This is a genomic window from Rhodococcus sp. ENV425 (assembly GCF_002887785.1).
GTDB classification, from domain to species: Bacteria; Actinomycetota; Actinomycetes; order Mycobacteriales; family Mycobacteriaceae; genus Rhodococcus; species Rhodococcus aetherivorans.
Genome location: NZ_PCZU01000271.1, coordinates 125,946 through 144,230, shown reverse-complemented (window position 1 = coordinate 144,230; position 18,285 = coordinate 125,946). Strand labels below are relative to the sequence as shown.

Genomic DNA, 18,285 nt, shown 5'->3' with positions numbered 1-18,285 from the left:
GCTCGTCGGCACCGCGCTGGGCGGCACCGCAGCGCGACGCCGGACCCACGCCCTGGCCGCCGTCCGGTGAGCCGCCGCGCCCCGAGCCCGGCCCCGGGTCCCTGCTGCAGAGGCTTCGGCGCTCCCGACTGCACTGGCGTCGTCCCGCCCCCGCACCGCCGCCGCGCGTCCCGGTCCCGCCGCCGAATCCCTGGCTGCGCCGGGCGAAACGCGCGGCCGCGGCGCTCACGGTGGTCGCGTTCGTCACCGTCGTCGCGGCCTCGTCGCTGCGCGTGTGGACGCCGTCGTCGTCGCGGTTCATGCGGATCGACGACGGTCCGATCGCCTACCAGTACGTCTCGCTCGACCATGTCAGCCGGTACGTCGTCGCGTCGGTGATCGCGCACGAGGACGACCAGATGGGCCTGCGGGCACAGGCGTTCCACTGGGGTGACTTCGCCGACCGCGCCCGTGCCCATCTGACGGGCGAGGAACAACAGACGTATTCGACGATCCCGCAGCAGCTGGCGAAGAACATGTTCTTCACCCCCGACCAGACCGCGGTCCGCAAGGCCGTCGAGACGGTGCCCTCGGTGCTGCTGAGTGCGACCCTGCCGGACGCCCGCATCATGGAGCTGTACCTGAACTACGCGCAGTTCGGCCCGGACCTGTACGGGGTGTGCGCGGCCAGCTGGTACTACTTCGACACCCCGCCGTGGGAGATGTACCAGTACCACGCGATGCAGCTGGCCGGCATGCTGCCCAACCCGGAGGACATGGTGCGCCTGCCCGGGGGCGGTGTCGCGACTCCCGCCGACGCGCAGTACCCGAGCGCGGCGTTCCACATCAACGGCGCCGCGAACGTCGACCTGCCCGCCCGGTTCGCCGGCTGGGGCGGCTGGGAGAACCTCGTCGCGTCGGTCGGGATCGACGACTCGGCCGCCGACCACGCCGACGACCGTCCGAGCGACGACTCGTGCTCGTCGATGCCCGAGCCGGTGCGGCAGCGCCTGGCCGTGGAGGATCCGGGGTTCGTGTCCCGGTCGCAGTAGCCGGACGCGCCGCGACGGACCTGGCGGTTGCGCGCAGCGGTGCTTCTTGCGCACGTACGGACGCGCGCAAGAAACACCTTGCCGCGCAGGAGCATTCGACGACGGCCGCTAGATGCCGACCTCGCGGCGCAGCGTCTTGCCCGTCGCGTTGCGGGGCAGCAGGTCGGAAGTGATCCGCCAGCGCGTGGGCACCTTGAAGTACGACAGCCGCTCGGCCGCGAACTCGCGCAGTTCCTCCTCGGTGACGTGAGCCCCCTCGGCGACGACGACCACGGCCGCTACCTCCTGGCCGAGGTCGGGGTGCGGAACGCCGATCACGGCGCACTCGCGCACGGCCGGGTGCTCGTCGAGGGTCTGCTCGATCTCGGTGGGATAGACGTTTTCGCCGCCGCGCAGGATCAGGTCGGAGCGACGGCCCGTCAGTCGCAGCCGGCCGTTCTCGATGACGCCGTAGTCGCCGGTGCGCAGCCACCGGTCCGGGGTGATGGCCGCGGCCGTGGCCTCCTCGTCCTCCCAGTAGCCGAGCATGACGAACGGGCTGCGCACGCACACCTCGCCCTCCACGCCGTCCGGCAGCCATTCGCCGAACGGGTCGCGGATCTCGAGGCTCACGGTGATGATCGGCCGGCCCAGGGTGCCGGGGAACGCCTCGAGGTCCTGGGAGTTGGCCACCGCGATGGCGGTGCTGCACTCGGTGAGGCCGTAGCTGTCGACGAGGGCGTTGCGGGCGAACGGCACCTTCTCGCGCAGCCGGTCCTTGAACGCGATCGACGACGGCGCCGACGCGAGCGCGAACGCCGTCAGCGACGACAGGTCGTACTTGCCGAGGTCGTCGTGCTCGAGCAGCCGCGACGCCATGGTGGGGACCGCACCCCAGTTGGTGACGCGTTCGCGCTCGATGAGGCCGAGCACCTTGTCGACGTCGAACGAGCCCTGGTGCATGATCACGGCGCTGCCCGTCGCCAGGCGCGGGACGACCAGGTTGTGCAGGCTCGCGATGTGGAACAGCGGCGAGGTGAGCAGGTAGCGCAGGTCGCTGGGGACGTCGTCGCCGGCGGTCCGCCCGGTGAACGCGGCGAGCAGGGCGTCGCTGAACCGGTGGTAGTCCACGACGGCGAGCAGGTTGCGGTGCGAGTGCAGCGCGCCTTTGGGCCGGCCGCTGGTGCCGCTGGTGTACAGGATGACGGACGGGTCGTCCTCGTCGATGTCGACGCGCGGCGGCACGGCGTCGGGGAACTGCGCGATCAGCCGGGGCAGGTCCTCCTCCATCGTCAGGACCGTGATCCCACCGGTGTCGACGTCGGCCAGGGCCGCGGCGCGCTTGGCGTCGACGACGAGGATCTTCGGCCGGCTGTGCTTCAGGCCGTACTCGATCTCCCGCGGCACCCACCATCCGTTGAGGCCGACGGTGATGGCGCCGAGCACCTGGCTCGCCCAGAACGCGATCACCCATTCGGGGGTGTTCGCTCCCAGGATCGCGACCCGGTCACCCTTCTCCACGCCGTACCGCTCGCGCAACGCGTGGGCGAGGGAGTACGCCGCGGCGGCGTGCTCGGTGAACGACAGCCGGCGGTCGGCGGTGACGAGGTAGTCCCGGTCGCCCCAGCGCAGGGAGTCGGCGAGCAGGTCGCCCACGGCCTTGCCGCGGTTCTTCATCACCGGCATCGAGGCGCCGAGCACCTCTTCCTCGACGATCTCGAACCGGCCACCCGGGCCGGTGAGGCGGGAGACGACCTCGTCGAGGTACAGCCGGGGATCTGCGGACGCAGTCATGCGGGGACCTTTCCTTCGTGTCACGTGAATACCGTGTCACCTGCTGCGATGGACCTGGAACCCCACCCCGGCCGCGGCCGCGTGTGAGGCGTGCCACTGCAATTTCTCATGCCGGATCGCGGCCGCGGAAGTGGTTACCACTGAGCGGGACTTCCCGTGATCCACCCGACAGCCGGGGCTACGTTCGGCGCAGAATCGCTGCCGGAGGAGCAACCGCATGTCCACATTTCTCGACAACCCGACGACGAGGATCGATCCCTTCGCCCCCGCGAAGCTCGGTCCGCTGACCCTGCGCAACCGGGTCATCAAGGCGGCCACGTTCGAGGGGCTCACCCCGAAGGGGCTCGTCACCGACGAGCTCATCGAGTTCCACCGCCGGCCCGCCGCCGGCGGCGTCGGCATGACGACGGTCGCGTACTGCGCCGTCGCGCCGGACGGCCGCACCGCCCCCGGCCAGCTGCAGTGGACCGACGAGACCCGGCCCGGCATGCGCAGGCTCACCGACGCGATCCACGCCGAGGGCGCCGCGGTGTCGGCGCAGATCGGGCACGCCGGACCGGTCGCCGCCGCCAAGTACCTGGGCACCCCCGCGCTCGGTCCGAGCCGCGCCTTCCGCATGACGACCCAGAACTTCAGCAAGCCCGCGACCAAGGCGGACATCGCCCGCATCACCGAAGCCCACGCCGAGGCCGCGCGCCGCGCCGTCGAGGCCGGGTTCGACGCCGTGGAGATCCACTTCGGGCACAACTACCTGATCAGCTCGTTCCTGAGCCCGAAGATCAACAAGCGCAAGGACGAGTACGGCGGCTCGCTCGAGAACCGCGCCCGCTTCGCGCGGGAGGCGGCCCGCGCCGTCCGCGACGCCGTGGGAGACAGGATCGCGATCCTCGCCAAGCTCAACATGGACGACGGTGTGCCCGGCGGCTTCTGGCTCGACGAGTCGATCCAGGTGGCCAAGTGGCTCGAGGCCGACGGCTCGCTCGACGCCCTCGAGCTCACCGCCGGCAGCTCCCTGCTCAACCCGATGTACCTGTTCAAGGGCGACGCGCCGCTGCGCGACTTCGCCGCCGTGATGCCGCAGCCCACGAAGCTCGGGATCCAGCTGGTGGGCAAGCACTTCCTGCGCGAGTACCCCTACCGCGACGGCTACCTGCTCGAGGACGCCAAGCAGTTCCGGTCGCAGCTGAAGATGCCGCTGGTGCTGCTCGGCGGCATCACCAACCGGGCGATCATCGACGAGGCGATGGCCGAGGGCTTCCAGTTCGTCGCCGCCGCGCGGGCGCTGCTGCGCGAGCCGGATCTCGTCAACCGCATGCAGGAGGACGCGGCCGCCGCGTCGCTGTGCAACCACTGCAACAAGTGCATGACCGCCATCTACGGGGGCACCCACTGCGTGCTCCGGACGGCGTGAAGGGAGCCGCGACGATGACGAGCACCGTGAACCCCCGCGCCGCCGCAACGGAGACGGGGGTGCAGCGCGCCACCATCGCCGAGATGCTGCTCGACCGCGTCGGCGACGACCGGCTCGGCCTGCGGACCCGGGAGCAGGACTGGACCTGGGACGCCGTGGTGCGCGAGAGCGCGGCCCGCGGCGAGCTGGCCCGCGCGCTGCGCGTCGACGGCCCGTTCCACATCGGCATTCTTCTCGACAACGTCCCGGACTTCCTGTTCTGGCTCGGCGGGGCGGCCCTGGCGGGCGCGACGGTCGTCGGCATCAATCCCACGCGCGGCGCGGCGGAGCTCGAGGCCGAGATCCGGTACGTGGACTGCCAGCTCATCGTCACCGACACCGCCGGGATGGCGAAGCTGCGCGGCCTCGACCTGGGCCTCGACGAGGACCGCTTCCTGCTGATCGACGATCCCGACTACGCGGCGCGGCTCGAGCGGGTGGAACCGGCGATCGCCGACGGCGTCGGCGAGGACAGCCTGTTCCTGCTGCTGTTCACCTCCGGCACCACCGGCCGTTCGAAGGCCGTCAAGTGCTCCCAGGGCCGGTTGTCGCGGCTCGCGTACGCCAACACCGCCAAGTACGGGCACCACCGCGACGACGTCGACTACTGCTGCATGCCGCTGTTCCACGGCAACGCGCTGATGGCGCTGTGGGCGCCGGCGCTGGCCAACGGCGCGACGGTGTGCCTGACCCGCAAGTTCTCCGCGTCCGGGTTCCTGCCCGACGTGAAGTTCTTCGGGGCGACGTTCTTCACCTACGTCGGCAAGGCCCTGGCGTACCTGATGGCCACCCCCGAGCAGCCCGACGACGCCGACAACCGGCTCGAACGGGGTTTCGGCACCGAGGCCTCGCCCGAGGACAAGGCCGAGTTCGTGCGCCGGTTCGGTGCGGTGCTGTACGAGGGGTACGGCTCGAGCGAGGGCGCCGGTTCGGTCCGGCTCGATCCGCAGGCCCCGGAGGGCGCCCTCGGCCGGCCCGCCCACGCGGGTATCGCGGTGGTGAACCCCGACACCCTCGAGGAGTGCGCCCGCGCGGTGCTCGACGAGCACGGCCGCGTCCTCAACCCGGACGAGGCGATCGGGGAGATGATCAACAAGGAGGGCGCCCGCGCCTTCGAGGGCTACTACAAGAACGACGTCGCCGACGCGGAGCGGATCCGCAACGGCTGGTACTGGACCGGCGATCTCGGCTACGTCGACGAGGCCGGCTTCATCTACTTCGCCGGCCGCAAGGGCGACTGGATCCGGGTCGACGGCGAGAACACCTCGGCCCTGATGATCGAGCGGGTCCTGCGCCGGCATCCGAAGGTCGTGAGCACCGGCGTCTACGCGGTGCCGGATCCCCGGTCGGGCGATCAGGTGATGGCGGCGATCGAGGTCGAGTCCCTCGCCGGCTTCGATCCGGTCGAGTTCGCCGAATTCCTCACCGGGCAGGCCGATCTCGGTTCGAAGGCCGCGCCGCGGTTCGTGCGCGTGTCGACGAACCTGCCGGTGACGGGCTCGAACAAGGTCCTCAAGCGCGAGCTGCAGGCGCAGCGCTGGCACACCACCGAGCCCGTGTACCGGTGGGTGGGACGCGGCGCGCCGGAGTACACCGCGATGAGCGCGGACGACAAGGCCGCGCTCGACCGGGAGTTCGCCGCGCACGGCCGGCAACGGCTGCTGAGCGTGTAGGCGATGCCGGACACCCGCGTCGCCCTCGTCACCGGTGCCAGCCGCGGCATCGGGCGCGAGACCGCCCTCGCGTTCGCCCGGGCCGGCTTCGACGTCGCGGTCACCGCCCGCACGGTCCGCGAGGGCCGGGGCACGGTGCCTCCGCGCACCCGCCGCGACGGCGACGAGCCGATCGCCGTCCCCGGCAGTCTCGAGACCACCGCGGCGGCGATCGAATCGCTCGGGGTGCGGGCACTGTCCGTCCCGATGGACCTGCTCGACGTCGACACCGTGCGGGCCGCGGGCCGCCGTGTGCTGGACGTGTGGGGCCGGATCGACGTGCTCGTCAACAACGCCTACGCACAGACGAGCGGCAACATGGACCGGCTCCTCGACATCGATCTCGCCGACGCCGCCGCCATGGTGGAGGGCAACTACCTGCACCAGCTGGCGCTGATCCAGACGGTGCTGCCGGCCATGCTCGCCCGCGGCGGCGGCGTCGTGATCGACCTCGTGTCCGGGTCGGCCGCGATCGATCCGCCCGCGCCGCCGGGGGAGGGCGGTTGGGGTCTGTCGTACGCGGCGTCGAAGGCCGCGTTCGCGCGGGTCGCCGGGATGATCAACGCCGAGTACCGCGCCCGCGGCGTCCGGGCGTTCAACCTCAGTCCGGGTTTCGTCGTTACCGAGTCGGGGCGGGCCCGGGGCGGCACCCGCGCGGTGGAGGACGCCGGGTTCGACGCGGTGCCGGCGACGGTGCCCGCCGACGCCGCGGTGTGGCTGGCGACGGTGCCCGACGCGGACCGGTTGCTGGGCAAGGTCGTATGGGCGCCGACTCTGATCGAGAGGATGTCCGCTTCCGCGGTGGAGCGGCGGAACGAGAGGACGGACGTCACGTGAAGCTGGGTGTGGTGGTGCCGGTCGAGCTGGAGCAGAGCGGGGAACCCGAGTGGATCCTCGAATTCGCCCGCGCCGCCGAGAAACTGGGTTTCGACGAGATCTCCGCCGTCGAGCATTCCGTCGTCGTCGCGAACACGGGCAGCGCGTACCCGTATGCGCCGACCGGCAAGTCGCACCTGCCCGACGACTGCGACCTGCCCGACCCGCTCGAGCTGCTGTCGTTCGTCGCCGGCGCCACCACCGACCTCGGGCTCGCGACCGGGGTGCTGGTGCTGCCCAACCACCATCCCGTGGTCCTGGCCAAACGCCTGGCCACCCTCGACCGGCTCGCCCGCGGCCGGGTCCGGATCTGCCTGGGACTGGGCTGGATGCGGGAGGAGATCGAGGCGTGCGGCGGCGACTTCGACCGTCGCGGGAAGATCGCCGACGAGGCGATCGCGGTGATGCGGGCCCTGTGGGCCGGCACCGGTCCGGCCGGGGTGGACTTCGACGGCGAGTTCTTCACGTTCCGCGGCGCCCACAGCTGGCCGAAACCGCACCGCGAGACCGGGGTGCCGCTGTACATCGGTGGGCACAGCGCGGCCGCCGCGCGGCGGGCCGGCCGGCTCGGCGACGGGTTCCAGCCGCTCGGCCTGGCGGGGGAGGACCTCGACCGCGCGATCGGGCGGATGCGCCGCGCCGCCGAGGCGGCGGGCCGCGATCCCGGCACCGTCGAGCTGGTCTTGGGGGCGACCCTGCCGCGGCTGGACGAGGCGCGGATGGACCGGGCCCGGAAGCTGGGGGCGGGGCGGATGGTGCTGTCGGCCTCGCCGAACGCGGGATCGCTGAGCCAGGTCGTCGACGAGATGGCCGCCTGCGCCGAACGCCTCGGCCGGGTCTGACGCCGGGCCGGTTCCCGCTGGCCGAGATGCGCCGCCCGGCCGCCGGCAACGCTGACTAGCGTCCGAGGTCACAACGACATTCGGTCGCTAGGAGAATCGCGATGGATCTGAAGGAATCCCCGGAGCAGGTCGCGCTCAGGAAGGAGCTGCGCGCCTACTTCGCGTCGCTGCTGCCGGAGGACAAGCGCCGCCGTGCCGGTGAGCAGGGGGTGGGCGGCGAGCACTTCCGCGAGGTCGTCACGCTGCTCGGCAAGGACGGCTGGCTGGGGATCGGCTGGCCCACGGAGTACGGCGGGCAGGGCCGCTCCATCGAGGAACAGTTCGTGTTCTTCGACGAGGTGCAGCGGGCGGGCCTGCCCTTCCCGTTCGTCACGGTGAACACCGTCGGGCCGACCCTGATGAAATACGGCACGCAGGAACAGAAGGGCCGCTTCCTGCCCGGCATCCTCTCCGGCGATATCGTCTTCGCGATCGGCTACACCGAACCGGAGGCCGGCACCGACCTGGCGTCGCTGAAGACCCGCGCGGTGCGCGACGGCGACGAGTGGGTGGTCGACGGCAACAAGATCTTCACCTCGGGCGCGAACACGGCCGACTACGTGTGGCTCGCGTGCCGCACCGACCCGGACGTCCCGAAGCACAAGGGCATCTCGATCCTCATCGTGCCGACCGACGCGCCCGGGTTCTCGTGGTCGCCGATCCACACCGTCGGGGGTCTCTCGGTCACCGCCACCTACTACAGCGGTATCCGAATCCCGGACCGGGACGTCGTCGGCGAGGTCGGCGGCGGCTGGCCGCTGATCACCGCGCAGCTCAACCACGAACGCATCGGCCTCGCCGCGATCGGCGGCCGCACCTACGGGCTGTGGCAGCAGGTGCTGGACTGGGCGAAGGAGAACGGCGCCGTCGAGATTCCCTGGGTGCAGCAGGAGTTCGCTCGCACCCACGCCAAGCTCGAGGCGATGCGGCTGCTGAACTGGAAGATGACCGCCGCCGTCGCGGCCGACACCCTCTCCGGTGCCGACGCGGGCGCGACCAAGGTGTACGGCACGGAGACGCACGTCGACGTGTACCGGACGCTGCTGGGCATTCTCGGGGCCGCCGGCCGGATCCGCCCCGAGTCGCCGGGAGCCGTGCTCGCCGGACAGATCGAGCAGATCTCCCGTCAGGGCATGGTCAACACGTTCGGCGGCGGTGTCAACGAGGTCCTGCGCGACATGGTCGGCACGATGGGCCTGGGCCTGGTGCGGGAGAAGAGGGTCAAGTGAGCGAACTGCTGACCAGGCTGAGGGCGTTCGAGGGGCAGACCCTGACGCCGACGACGTGGGGCCCGGACGCGGTCAACACCCCGATGATCCGGCACTGGGTCGAGACGATGGGTGACACCAGCCCGATCTACCTCGACGACGCCGCCGCCCGCGCCACCGGCCGCGACGGTGCCGTCGCGCCCGCGCTCATGACGCAGGTGTGGACGATGCGCACCTTCACCGACAAGATGGCGAACAACGACCCGTCGCCGGTGTGGACCGACCTGATCGCCACGCTCGACGACGCCGGCTTCACGTCCGTCGTCGCGACGGACTCGGACTTCGAGTTCTTCGTCGAACTGCGCCCCGGCGAACGGGTTTCGCTCACCGAGGTGATCGAATCGATCTCCGAGGAGAAGAGGACCGGGCTCGGCGCGGGTCACTTCGTGACCACCCTCAAGACGTACCGCAACGGGGACGGCGCGGTCGTCGCCACCCAGCGCTGGCGCACCCTGCGCTTCCGGCCGAAGGACACGGCGCAGCCGGAGCCGAAGCGCGAGAGCTCGCCCGGCTCGGAATCCGCCGCTCCGAAGGGTCTGCGCCCGCGTCCGGCGATCAACGCCGACAACGCCTTCTGGTTCGAGGCGGCCAGGGAGCACCGCCTGGTGATCCAGCGTTGCGCGGCGTGCGGCACGCTGCGGCATCCGACCGGGCCGATGTGCGGGCGGTGCCGTTCCCTCGAGTGGGACACCGTCGACGCGTCGGGCCGCGGCACCGTCTACAGCTTCGTCGTCAACCACCACCCGCGGATCCCCGGGTTCGAGTACCCGCTCGTCGTCGCGACGATCGAACTCGAGGAGGGCACCCGGCTGATCGCGAACATGACCGGTGTCGAACCGCACGCGGTCGAGATCGGCATGGCGGTGGAACTGGACTGGATCGACGCCGACCCCGAGTTGACGCTGCCCGCGTTCCGGCCGGCCGCACGGAAGGATTCGTAGATGGATTTCAACTTCAGCGAAGAGCAGGAAGCGATTCGCGGCCTCGCGCACGAGGTCTTCACCGGCAAGTCCGGCATCGATCGGGTCAAGCAGGTCGAGCTGAGCGACGAGCGCCTCGACCGGGAGCTGTGGCGGGAGCTGGCCACCACGGGTCTGCTCGGCGTCGCGCTGCCCGAAGACCTCGGCGGCGGTGGGCTCGGCCTGGCGGAGCTGTACGTCCTGCTCGAGCAGCAGGGCCGGCACGTGGCGCCGGTGCCGATCTGGCAGTCGGTGCTCGCCGCGCTCGCCGTCGCCGAGTTCGGCACCGACGACCAGCGCACCGCGCTGGTGCCGGGTGTCGCCGACGGCAGCCGGTTCCTGACGATCGGTCTCGAGGAGTTCGGCCCCTACGTCCCCGGTGACCCGCAGACCACCGCCACGGAGGCCGGTGGCCGGTGGACCCTGACCGGCGCGAAGGCCGTCGTCCCGGTCACCCACGTCGCGTCCCGCGCGATCGTCTCGGCGACCACGCCGGCCGGTGCCGCGCTGTTCGTCGTCGATCTCGCCGGCGCGGGCGTCTCCGTCGAGCAGACGCACTCGACCACCTGGGAGATCTGCGGCAACGTCACGTTCGACTCGGCTCCCGCCGAGCTGCTCGGGCCCACCGACGGCACCGCAGCGCAGTGGCTGCTCGACCGCGTCGAGCTCGCGCTCGCCGCGATCCAGCTCGGTGTCGGCTCGGGTGCCGTCCAGCAGGCCGTCACCTACCTCAACGGGCGCATGCAGTTCGGACGTCCGCTCGCGACGTTCCAGGCCGTGGGCCACCAGCTGGCCGACTGCTACATCGACCTCGAGGCGATGCGCGTGACGCTGTGGCAGGCCGCGTGGCTGCTCGCCGAGGGACAGGACCCCGGCACCTCGGTGCTCGTCGCGAAGTGGTGGGCCACCGACGGCGGCCAGCGCGTCGTGCACCGCACCACGCACGTGCACGGCGGCATGGGCGTCGACACCGACTATCCGGTGCATCGGCACCTGTTGTGGGGCAAGCAGATCGGCGCCACCCTCGGTGGCTCCGCGTCGGATCTGGCGCGCCTGGGCGCCCAGCTCGCCGCCGGCGTCGAGGTGGTCGCGTGACCGCCACCGTGTCCACGGGCCGCAGCTACGACGACATCGAGATCGGCGAGGCACTGCCCGAACTCGCGATCCCGCTCACCCGCACACTGATCGTCGCGACCGCCCTCGCGACCCGCGACTTCCAGGATGTCCACCACGACCCCGAGCTGGCGCGCGAGCGCGGCTCGAAGGACGTGTTCATGAACATCCTCACCAGCAACGGCCTGGTGGGCCGGTTCGTCACGGACTGGTCCGGTCCGTGCGCCGTCGTGCGGCGGGTGAAGATCCGTCTGGGCGCACCGAACTACCCCGGGGACACCATGACGATGACCGGCGAGGTGGTCGGCAAGTCCGACGGCCTCGTCGAGGTCCGCGTCCGCGGCGCCAACAGCCTCGGCGACCACGCCACCGGCACTGTCACGATCGCCTTCACCGACCGGCCGGGAGGAACCCGATGACCAGCCCGCTCTCCGGTGCCGCCGCGATCGTCGGCATCGGCGCCACCGAGTTCTCCAAGAAGTCCGGCCGCTCGGAGCTGCAGCTCGCGTGCGAGGCCGTCGTCGCCGCACTGGCCGACGCCGGCATCGACCCGTCCGAGGTCGACGGACTGGCCACCTACACGATGGAGACCAACGGCGAGATCCTCGTCGCCCGCAACTGCGGGCTCGGGGAGCTGAAGTTCTTCTCCCGCATCGGCTACGGCGGCGGGGCGGCGTGCGCGACGGTGCAGCAGGCCGCGATGGCCGTCGCGACGGGCGTCGCCGAGGTCGTCGTGGTCTACCGCGCGTTCAACGAACGTTCCGGTATCCGGTTCGGTCTCGGCCAGCACGACCGGCCGATGGATTCGACCGCCGACCGCGCCGCCTACGCGTGGCTGACCCCGCAGGGGCTGGCGACGCCCGCTCAGTGGGTCGCGATGTTCGCCCGCCGCTACATGCACCAGTACGGTGCCACGAGTGAGGATTTCGGTCGGGTTGCCGTCGTCGCCCGCAAGCACGCCGCGAACAATCCGGCCGCGTGGTTCCACGGCAAGCCCATCACGCTCGCGGACCATCAGAACTCGCGGTGGATCGCCGAGCCGCTGCACCTGCTCGACTGCTGCCAGGAGACCGACGGCGGTCAGGCCCTCGTCGTCGTCTCGGCGGAACGCGCCCGGGACCTGCGGCACCGGCCCGTGCTCGTCAAGGGCGCCGCGCAGGGCTCCGGCAAGGACCAGCACATGATGACCAGCTACTACCGTCCGGACATCACCGGCATCCCCGAGATGGGACTGGTGGGCCGCCAGCTCTACGGCCAGAGCGGACTGAGTCCGGACCACATCGACGCGGCGATCCTCTACGACCACTTCACCCCGCTTGTGCTGCCGCAGCTCGAGGAACTCGGCTTCTGTGGCGTCGGCGAGGCCAGGGACTTCGTCCGCGAGGGCAACCTCGAGATCGGGGGCCGGCTGCCGAGCAACACCCACGGCGGCCAGGTCGGCGAGGCGTATCTGCACGGTGTCAACGGCATCGCCGAGGCGGTCCGCCTGGTGCGCGGCACCTCCACCAATCAACCCGACGGCGTCGAGAACGTGATCGTCACGGCGGGAACCGCGGTTCCCACGTCCGGACTGATCCTCGGTGCCGCCTGATCCCGGAAGGATTCGACAATGACGGCAGTGGAGCAGAAGGCCGGCGCGTGGCGCGGAGCCGACCTGGGCACCCGCACGGTGGCCTACGACGAGCGCGACGCGATCCTCTACGCGCTCGCCGTCGGCGCCCAGCCCGCCACCGACCTGGACCTGGTGCTCGAGGACCGGCTGCGGGTACTGCCGACGTTCGCGCTGACCCTGGCCCAGTGGGCACCGGACGAGCTGGGCTCGCGCGGCGCGTTCGACACGACGACGGCGCTGCACGGCTCGCAGGAGCTGACCGTGCTGGCCCCGCTGCCGCGTCGCGGTGAGGTGGAGCTGCGGGCGTCGGTGGGCGAGGTGTGGGACAAGGGGGCCGCGGCCGTGTTCGAGGTCCGCGTCGAGTGCGAGTACTTCGTCGCGACGTGGTCGATCTTCGCGCCCGGCGCGGGTGGTTTCGGGGGCGAGCGCGGCCCGTCGAAGCCGGCGGCGCCACAGGGCGAGCCGGAGCTGACCGGGGAACTGGCCACGGCCGCGAACCAGGCCGCGCTGTACCGGCTCACCGGCGACCGGCACCACATCCACATCGATCCGGAGGCGGCCGCGCGGATCGGTCAGCCGCGCCCGATCATGCACGGGCTGTGCACCCTGGCGGCGGCGACCCTGCCCCTGGCCCGGCTCCTCGGGGCGCATCCGGCGGACCTGACCGAACTGCAGGGCCGCTTCGCGGCGCCGCTGTTCCCCGGCGACGTCGCCGGGCTGCGGGTGTGGGGCGGACGCGACGACGCCGTGTTCGAGGTGGCCGCGGACGGGCAGGCCGTGATCTCGGGGGCGCGCGCGTCGTTCGCGTGAGGTCGTGGACCGGTGCCCGGCAGCCGGGCACCGGTCCACGCGTCACTTGCCGTGCAGGGCCATGTAGCGGGCCGGGTACTCGCCGCCGCCGTGGACCGCCAGGTCGGCGCCGTTGACGTAGGACGCGAGGTCGCTGCCGAGGAACAGGCAGGCGCGCGCGATGTCCGACGGGACGGCCATCCGCTCCATCGGCAGGGTGCGGGTCACCGCGGCGCCGCCGTCGTCGCCGTAGACCGAGGCCGCGGCCTCGGTGCGGATCAGGCCGGTGGTGATGTGGTTGACCCGCACCTTCGGCGCCCATTCGAGGGCGAGGGCCTTGGTCAGGCCCAGCAGGCCGGCCTTCGCGGCGGTGTACGCGGCGGTGCCGGGCTGCGGATCGTGTGCCGAGACGCTGCCGATGTTGATGATCGAGCCGCCCCCGGGCCGCTCCTGCATCACCCGGTTGGCCGCCTGCGCCGCGTAGAACGGGGCGAGCAGGTTCAGCGCGACGATCTTCTCCACGAAGCGCGGGGAGACGGTGGCGGCGTCGGAGTCCGGTGACCCGCCGGCATTGTTGACCAGCACGTCGAGCCGGCCGAACCGGGTGACGGCGTCGTCGACCAGGGCGGCCACGTCGGCGGGGTCGCGCACGTCGACGGCCCGGAACGCCGCGCCCCGCCCGCCGGCCGAGGGCAGGGACCCGGGCTCGTTGCGGGCGCATACCAGGACGTCGGCGCCCGCGGCGAGGAAGTGTTCGGCGACGACGAAGCCGATGCCCTTGGTGCCGCCGGTGACGATCACGGCGCGTCCGGTGTGGTCGACGGGATTGGGAAGGTGCACGTGGCTACCTTTCTGGAACTCGGGTCGGTTCGAGACTGCTTGCCGTCGCGCGCCTTTCGTGGCCGCGAGCGGGAACCGACGTGGACAAGCAAGTGCTTGGTCAAGGATAGTGGACGGGACGCCTGGGGCACCAGGATTTCCGTAGTGGCGAGAGAACCGGGAGCAGGGACACATGGGCAAGCTGGACGGCAAGGTCGCGCTCATCACGGGCGCGGGACAGGGGATCGGACGGGGCATCGCCCTCGCGCTCGCCAAGGAGGGGGTGCACATCGCGGCCGCCGGCCGCACCGAATCCAAGGTGGTCGCGACGGCCGAGGCGATCGAGGAACTCGGCGGCAAGGCGCTGGCGTTGCGCTGCGACGTGAGCAGCGCCGACGACGTCGACGCGGCGGTGCAGCGCACCGTGACGCATTTCGGCGGCGTGGACATCCTGGTCAACAACGCCAACGACTGCCGGCCCGGCCCGCTGCTGTCGTTCACCGACGCCGAGTACGAGCGGTCCTTCGCTACCGGCCCGCTCGCGACGCTGCGGCTGATGCGGGCCTGCTACCCGGTGATGAAGGAGCGCGGGGGCGGCTCGATCGTCAACCTCGTCACGTCGGCGGCGGTCCGCTGGGACGCGAGCAACTACGGCGTCTACGGGTCGATCAAGGAGGGCATGCGGTCGCTGACCCGCGCCGCGGCCTGCGAGTGGGGAGTCGACGGGATCCGCGTCAACGCCATTGCACCACACGCGATGTCGCCGGGACTCGAGGCCTGGATGGCGCGCAACCCGGAGGAGGCGGAGGAGTTCCGCGCGGGAATCCCGTTGCGCCGCATCGGCGACCCCGAGACCGACATCGGGCGGGCGGTGGTCTTCCTCGTCGGCGAGGACGCGGGGTATCTCACCGGCGCGACGATCCCCCTCGACGGCGGCCAGTCGCGCTGGGGCTGACGCCCCCGGTGCGTCCTTTGGGCTGCCCTGGCGGCCCAAAGGACGCACCGGCGCCGCAGGCGCCTATCCGGTGACCCGCCCGGCGTTGCCGGCGTCGACCGGCAGCACGGTGCCGCTGATGTGGGCGCTCGCCTCGGCGGCGAAGAACAGCACCACGCGGGTGATCTCCGCCGGTTCGAGCCACGGCACCGGCTGCGCGTGCAGGCTCTGGAAGATCGGGGCCACGTCGTCGGCGCCGGGATGCTCGAGATCCGGGCGCATCAGGCCGTAGAGGAAGTCGTTGTGGATCATCGGTGTCGAGATATTCCCGGGGGCAATCGCATTCACCGTGACACCGTGCGGCGCCAGATCCAGCGCGGCGCTCTTGGTCAGGCCGATCACGCCCCACTTCGATGCGCTGTACGCCGCCATGTTGGTGTTGCCCGCGCGGCCGAGCATCGACGAGATCGTCACGATCCGCCCGTAGCCGCGCGCGACCATGCCGGGCGCCACCGCACCGACGGTGTTGAAGACACCGGTCAGATTCGAGCCGATCGCCTCCGCCCACTGCGCCTCGGTCATCGCCTGGATCGGGGCGGCCACCGACACGCCCGCGTTCGCCACCGCGATGTCGATCCGCCCGAACTCGGCGTGCGCCTGCGCCACGAGTTCGTCCATTGCCGGGCGGTCCGCGGTGTCCAGCTTCGCGGTCAGGCACCGGCGCCCGGTGGCGCGCACCGCCGCCGCGGTCTCCTCCAGATCCGCCTCCGTGGCCAGCGGGTACGGCACCACCGGGCTGTCGGCGCACCGGTCGCACAGCACGATGTCGGCGCCGCGCTCGGCCAGCGCCACCGCGTGGCTGCGGCCCTGGCCCCGCGCCCCGCCCGTGATCAGCGCGACCCGGCCTTCGAACTCACTCATCGAATCCACTCCTGTCCTCCTCGGTCAGCAGGTCGATGCTCCAGCCCCGGCGGGCCCGCAGGGGTGCGGCGATCCCGCTCAGCGGGAAAAGGGCAGGCCGCGGGCCGTCACACCACCGCTGCGGCGGGCACCAGCGCGGCGCCCAGGCCGGACGGCGCGTAGTTCGGCCGGTACGACGGCTGGGGCCGGTTCCCCGCGACGAGCAGCGCGACGACGACGAACGCGATCGCCAGCACGAGCGCGAGCGCGCCGACGATCGACCAGAAATCCGGCCGCAACGACCGTCGGCGGGGTTCGTCGCCGTAGGTGAGCCGCTTGACGCGCCGGACCTCGGCGGCGGGCGGGGCGGAGTGGGCGGCCGCCGCGTGCCGGGACGCCGGCGGGCGGACCGGCTCCGCCGCGGAATCGCCCGGCGTGAGCACCTGTGCGATGGGCTGTGTGATCGCCTGGGGGTCCACCGACTCGAGGTTGTGCATGGCCGTCCGTTCTCTCCATTGCCGACGGCCGTGAATCGCCGATTCGGAGACGTCCGTTACCGTGATCCTCGCGACACGGTCAGTCGGTCCACGCGAAGCGGAACCGTTCCGCGAGTTCGGCGGGCGGCCGCGAGCGGTACTCCCCGAACTCGTAGCGTTTCACGGCGAGCAGGGCCTCCATGATCGACGGTCCGAACAGGCGCTGCGCGAGGCCGGAGGACCCGAGCGCGGCGAGCACGCCGTCGGGGTCCGTCGGCAGGACGCGGACCCCGAGTTCGGCGCGTTCGGCATCGGTCATCCGGCCCGGATCGACCGGGATCTCCGGCGGAACCGGGAGTGCGTCGGTGAGACCGGCGTGGGCCGCCCCGAGGATCGCCGCGCCGGCAAGGTAGGGGTTAGCCGACGGGTCCACGGGCTTGACCTCGAGGTGGGCGCCGTAGGGGCTCCCGGGCGTGAGCGCGCACAGCCGCAGCGCGGCCTCACGGTTCTCGAGCCCCCAGCAGCACCACGCGCCGGACCACATGCCCGGCTGCAGCCGCAGATGCGAGAGCACGGACCCGGTGAGGACCGCCCCGAACTCGGGCAGCGCGCGCAGGATGCCGGCGACGACGCTGCCGCCCGCTGCAGTCACCCCGTGCGGGCCGTCGCCGCCGGACAGGAGCGGCCGCCCCTCGCGGGTGAAGGACACGTGGACGTGGGCCCCGTTGCCCGCCCCGCCGACGACGGGGACGGGGGAGAACGACGCCCGCAGACCGTGCCGCCGGGCGGTGCGGCTGATCAGGATGCGTGCGAGCACCAGGTTGTCGACCGACTCCACGGGGGCTGCCGGAGACAGGGAGAGTTCGAACTGCTGCGCGCCCGCCTCGGCGTGAATCTGGTCGATGCCCAGACCCGCCTGCGCGGCAGCGTGCAACAGATCCGCGACGAACGGGTCCCGCCCGAGGACGGCACCGAGACCGTATGCGGACCATTCGCTGCGCCCGCCGTCGAAGAGCGTGAACTCGATCTCGTGCCCTGCCCGGGCCTGCACGCCGGCCGCGGCGAGCTCCTCGACGACGCGTTCGAGCGCTGCGCGCGTGCACAACGGTGACCGCGTCCCGTCCTGCTCGTACAGGCCGGCCGGCGCCCACCGGACGCCGTCCCCGACGGGCCGGAGCCGGTCGCGGTCGATCCGCAGCCGGAGATCGCCCGTCACCGACAGTGACGGCGTGAACGCCAGGTGGTCGTCGACGCAGAAGACCGCCCAGCTCGGCGACGCGCCCGCGCCCGACTCGACGAACGACGTAAGCCTGTGTCCGGGAAACACCTTCGCCCGCGAGATGCCGGTCGAATCGACGACCGAGCCGACGATGCGCTCCTCGCGGGCGCGTTCGCCCGTCACGGGGTCGAAGCGTTCCTCCGTCACAGGGACCTCCCGCCCGCGCCGTCGGCCACCGGCGGCATCGCCGGGCACGAGGACGCCGGGCACAAGGACACAGTAGAGGCGAGGTCGGGTCACGGGGACCGTCTTCGCCGACACAGGACTGTGTCGGCGAAGACGGGCGTCCTCACCGCGGCTGATGCTGGGTGATGCAGTGGATGCCGCCGCCGCGGCGGAAGAGCGGCCGGGCGTCCACTCCCACGACGCGACGGCCGGGATACGCGGCCGCCAGGATCTCCGCGGCCTCGTCG

The 18,285-nt window shown here is 71.8% G+C and carries 18 protein-coding genes; 12 read left to right on the top strand and 6 right to left on the bottom strand.

Annotated elements, in window-relative coordinates; genetic code table 11:
* Positions 1-1,031, top strand: a 1,031-nt coding sequence (locus tag CQZ88_RS25615) for a biosynthetic peptidoglycan transglycosylase (RefSeq protein WP_102800500.1), incomplete at its 5' end; no start/stop codon positions are given.
* Positions 1,032-1,139: 108 nt separating this feature from the next.
* On the opposite strand, the gene CQZ88_RS25610 is transcribed toward CQZ88_RS25615, so the two are convergent.
* Entirely contained in the window at positions 1,140-2,804 is a 1,665-nt protein-coding gene (locus CQZ88_RS25610) for a class I adenylate-forming enzyme family protein (protein WP_029545915.1), read from the bottom strand.
* A gap of 217 nt (positions 2,805-3,021) precedes the next feature.
* Here CQZ88_RS25610 and CQZ88_RS25605 point away from each other — a divergent pair, with 217 nt between their 5' ends.
* The 10 genes from CQZ88_RS25605 to CQZ88_RS25560 all read left to right on the top strand — a co-directional run bounded on the left by CQZ88_RS25605 (position 3,022) and on the right by CQZ88_RS25560 (position 13,485).
* Entirely contained in the window at positions 3,022-4,215 is a 1,194-nt protein-coding gene (locus tag CQZ88_RS25605; RefSeq protein ID WP_102800495.1) for an NADH:flavin oxidoreductase, read from the top strand.
* 14 nt (positions 4,216-4,229) lie between these two features.
* Positions 4,230-5,927, top strand: a complete 1,698-nt coding sequence (locus CQZ88_RS25600) for an AMP-binding protein (protein ID WP_102800499.1) — start codon at positions 4,230-4,232, stop codon at positions 5,925-5,927.
* A gap of 3 nt (positions 5,928-5,930) precedes the next feature.
* Positions 5,931-6,803, top strand: a complete 873-nt coding sequence (locus CQZ88_RS25595) for an SDR family NAD(P)-dependent oxidoreductase (protein ID WP_102800494.1) — start codon at positions 5,931-5,933, stop codon at positions 6,801-6,803.
* Positions 6,800-7,684 (top strand): LLM class F420-dependent oxidoreductase, encoded by an 885-nt coding sequence (locus CQZ88_RS25590; protein ID WP_072636126.1) that lies wholly within the window; start codon positions 6,800-6,802, stop codon positions 7,682-7,684. The genes CQZ88_RS25595 and CQZ88_RS25590 overlap by 4 nt, the downstream gene beginning before the upstream one ends.
* A 101-nt stretch (positions 7,685-7,785) precedes the next feature.
* Positions 7,786-8,952, top strand: a complete 1,167-nt coding sequence (locus CQZ88_RS25585) for an acyl-CoA dehydrogenase family protein (protein WP_102800493.1) — start codon at positions 7,786-7,788, stop codon at positions 8,950-8,952.
* On the top strand, positions 8,949-9,932 hold the full coding sequence (locus CQZ88_RS25580) for a bifunctional MaoC family dehydratase N-terminal/OB-fold nucleic acid binding domain-containing protein (protein ID WP_006935165.1): 984 nt from the start codon (positions 8,949-8,951) through the stop codon (positions 9,930-9,932). Before CQZ88_RS25585 ends, CQZ88_RS25580 begins: the two co-directional genes overlap by 4 nt.
* A complete protein-coding gene (locus CQZ88_RS25575; protein WP_102800492.1) occupies positions 9,933-11,045 on the top strand; it encodes an acyl-CoA dehydrogenase family protein in 1,113 nt (370 codons plus the stop codon).
* On the top strand, positions 11,042-11,482 hold the full coding sequence (locus tag CQZ88_RS25570; RefSeq protein WP_102800491.1) for a MaoC family dehydratase: 441 nt from the start codon (positions 11,042-11,044) through the stop codon (positions 11,480-11,482). The genes CQZ88_RS25575 and CQZ88_RS25570 overlap by 4 nt, the downstream gene beginning before the upstream one ends.
* The gene (locus tag CQZ88_RS25565) at positions 11,479-12,654 is read left to right on the top strand and encodes a lipid-transfer protein (RefSeq protein ID WP_006935170.1); all 1,176 of its coding nucleotides are present in this window, start codon (positions 11,479-11,481) and stop codon (positions 12,652-12,654) included. The genes CQZ88_RS25570 and CQZ88_RS25565 overlap by 4 nt, the downstream gene beginning before the upstream one ends.
* Positions 12,655-12,672: 18 nt before the next feature.
* The gene (locus tag CQZ88_RS25560; RefSeq protein ID WP_102800490.1) at positions 12,673-13,485 is read left to right on the top strand and encodes a MaoC/PaaZ C-terminal domain-containing protein; all 813 of its coding nucleotides are present in this window, start codon (positions 12,673-12,675) and stop codon (positions 13,483-13,485) included.
* Between the two features lie 42 nt (positions 13,486-13,527).
* Here the strand turns inward: CQZ88_RS25560 and CQZ88_RS25555 are convergent, their stop codons facing one another.
* Positions 13,528-14,304, bottom strand: coding sequence for an SDR family oxidoreductase (locus tag CQZ88_RS25555; RefSeq protein WP_102800489.1), 777 nt, complete (start codon positions 14,302-14,304; stop codon positions 13,528-13,530).
* A 172-nt stretch (positions 14,305-14,476) separates the two neighbouring features.
* On the opposite strand from CQZ88_RS25555, the gene CQZ88_RS25550 reads away from it, so the two are divergent.
* Positions 14,477-15,238, top strand: a complete 762-nt coding sequence (locus tag CQZ88_RS25550) for an SDR family NAD(P)-dependent oxidoreductase (RefSeq protein ID WP_006935179.1) — start codon at positions 14,477-14,479, stop codon at positions 15,236-15,238.
* 63 nt (positions 15,239-15,301) lie between these two features.
* On the opposite strand, the gene CQZ88_RS25545 is transcribed toward CQZ88_RS25550, so the two are convergent.
* The 4 genes from CQZ88_RS25545 to CQZ88_RS31875 form a co-directional block, all read right to left on the bottom strand.
* Positions 15,302-16,138 carry a mycofactocin-coupled SDR family oxidoreductase gene (locus tag CQZ88_RS25545; RefSeq protein ID WP_043798722.1) on the bottom strand — a complete coding sequence of 279 codons (837 nt, stop codon included), beginning with the start codon at positions 16,136-16,138 and terminating at the stop codon, positions 15,302-15,304.
* 107 nt (positions 16,139-16,245) lie between these two features.
* On the bottom strand, positions 16,246-16,614 hold the full coding sequence (locus CQZ88_RS25540) for a hypothetical protein (RefSeq protein WP_006935181.1): 369 nt from the start codon (positions 16,612-16,614) through the stop codon (positions 16,246-16,248).
* Between the two features lie 79 nt (positions 16,615-16,693).
* Positions 16,694-18,019, bottom strand: coding sequence for a glutamine synthetase family protein (locus CQZ88_RS25535; protein WP_102800488.1), 1,326 nt, complete (start codon positions 18,017-18,019; stop codon positions 16,694-16,696).
* 142 nt (positions 18,020-18,161) lie between these two features.
* A partial coding sequence (locus tag CQZ88_RS31875; protein ID WP_258008793.1) for an agmatine deiminase family protein occupies positions 18,162-18,285 on the bottom strand: 124 nt, incomplete at its 5' end.

What these genes read in the sequence shown, in the direction of transcription:
- CQZ88_RS25610 (WP_029545915.1), bottom strand. Translation starts at nt 2,804, where the DNA reads ATGACTGCGTCCGCAGATCCCCGGCTGTACCTCGACGAGGTCGTCTCC.
- CQZ88_RS25605 (WP_102800495.1), top strand. Translation starts at nt 3,022, where the DNA reads ATGTCCACATTTCTCGACAACCCGACGACGAGGATCGATCCCTTCGCC.
- CQZ88_RS25600 (WP_102800499.1), top strand. Translation starts at nt 4,230, where the DNA reads ATGACGAGCACCGTGAACCCCCGCGCCGCCGCAACGGAGACGGGGGTG.
- CQZ88_RS25595 (WP_102800494.1), top strand. Translation starts at nt 5,931, where the DNA reads ATGCCGGACACCCGCGTCGCCCTCGTCACCGGTGCCAGCCGCGGCATC.
- CQZ88_RS25585 (WP_102800493.1), top strand. Translation starts at nt 7,786, where the DNA reads ATGGATCTGAAGGAATCCCCGGAGCAGGTCGCGCTCAGGAAGGAGCTG.
- CQZ88_RS25575 (WP_102800492.1), top strand. Translation starts at nt 9,933, where the DNA reads ATGGATTTCAACTTCAGCGAAGAGCAGGAAGCGATTCGCGGCCTCGCG.
- CQZ88_RS25565 (WP_006935170.1), top strand. Translation starts at nt 11,479, where the DNA reads ATGACCAGCCCGCTCTCCGGTGCCGCCGCGATCGTCGGCATCGGCGCC.
- CQZ88_RS25560 (WP_102800490.1), top strand. Translation starts at nt 12,673, where the DNA reads ATGACGGCAGTGGAGCAGAAGGCCGGCGCGTGGCGCGGAGCCGACCTG.
- CQZ88_RS25550 (WP_006935179.1), top strand. Translation starts at nt 14,477, where the DNA reads ATGGGCAAGCTGGACGGCAAGGTCGCGCTCATCACGGGCGCGGGACAG.
- CQZ88_RS25545 (WP_043798722.1), bottom strand. Translation starts at nt 16,138, where the DNA reads ATGAGTGAGTTCGAAGGCCGGGTCGCGCTGATCACGGGCGGGGCGCGG.
- CQZ88_RS25540 (WP_006935181.1), bottom strand. Translation starts at nt 16,614, where the DNA reads ATGCACAACCTCGAGTCGGTGGACCCCCAGGCGATCACACAGCCCATC.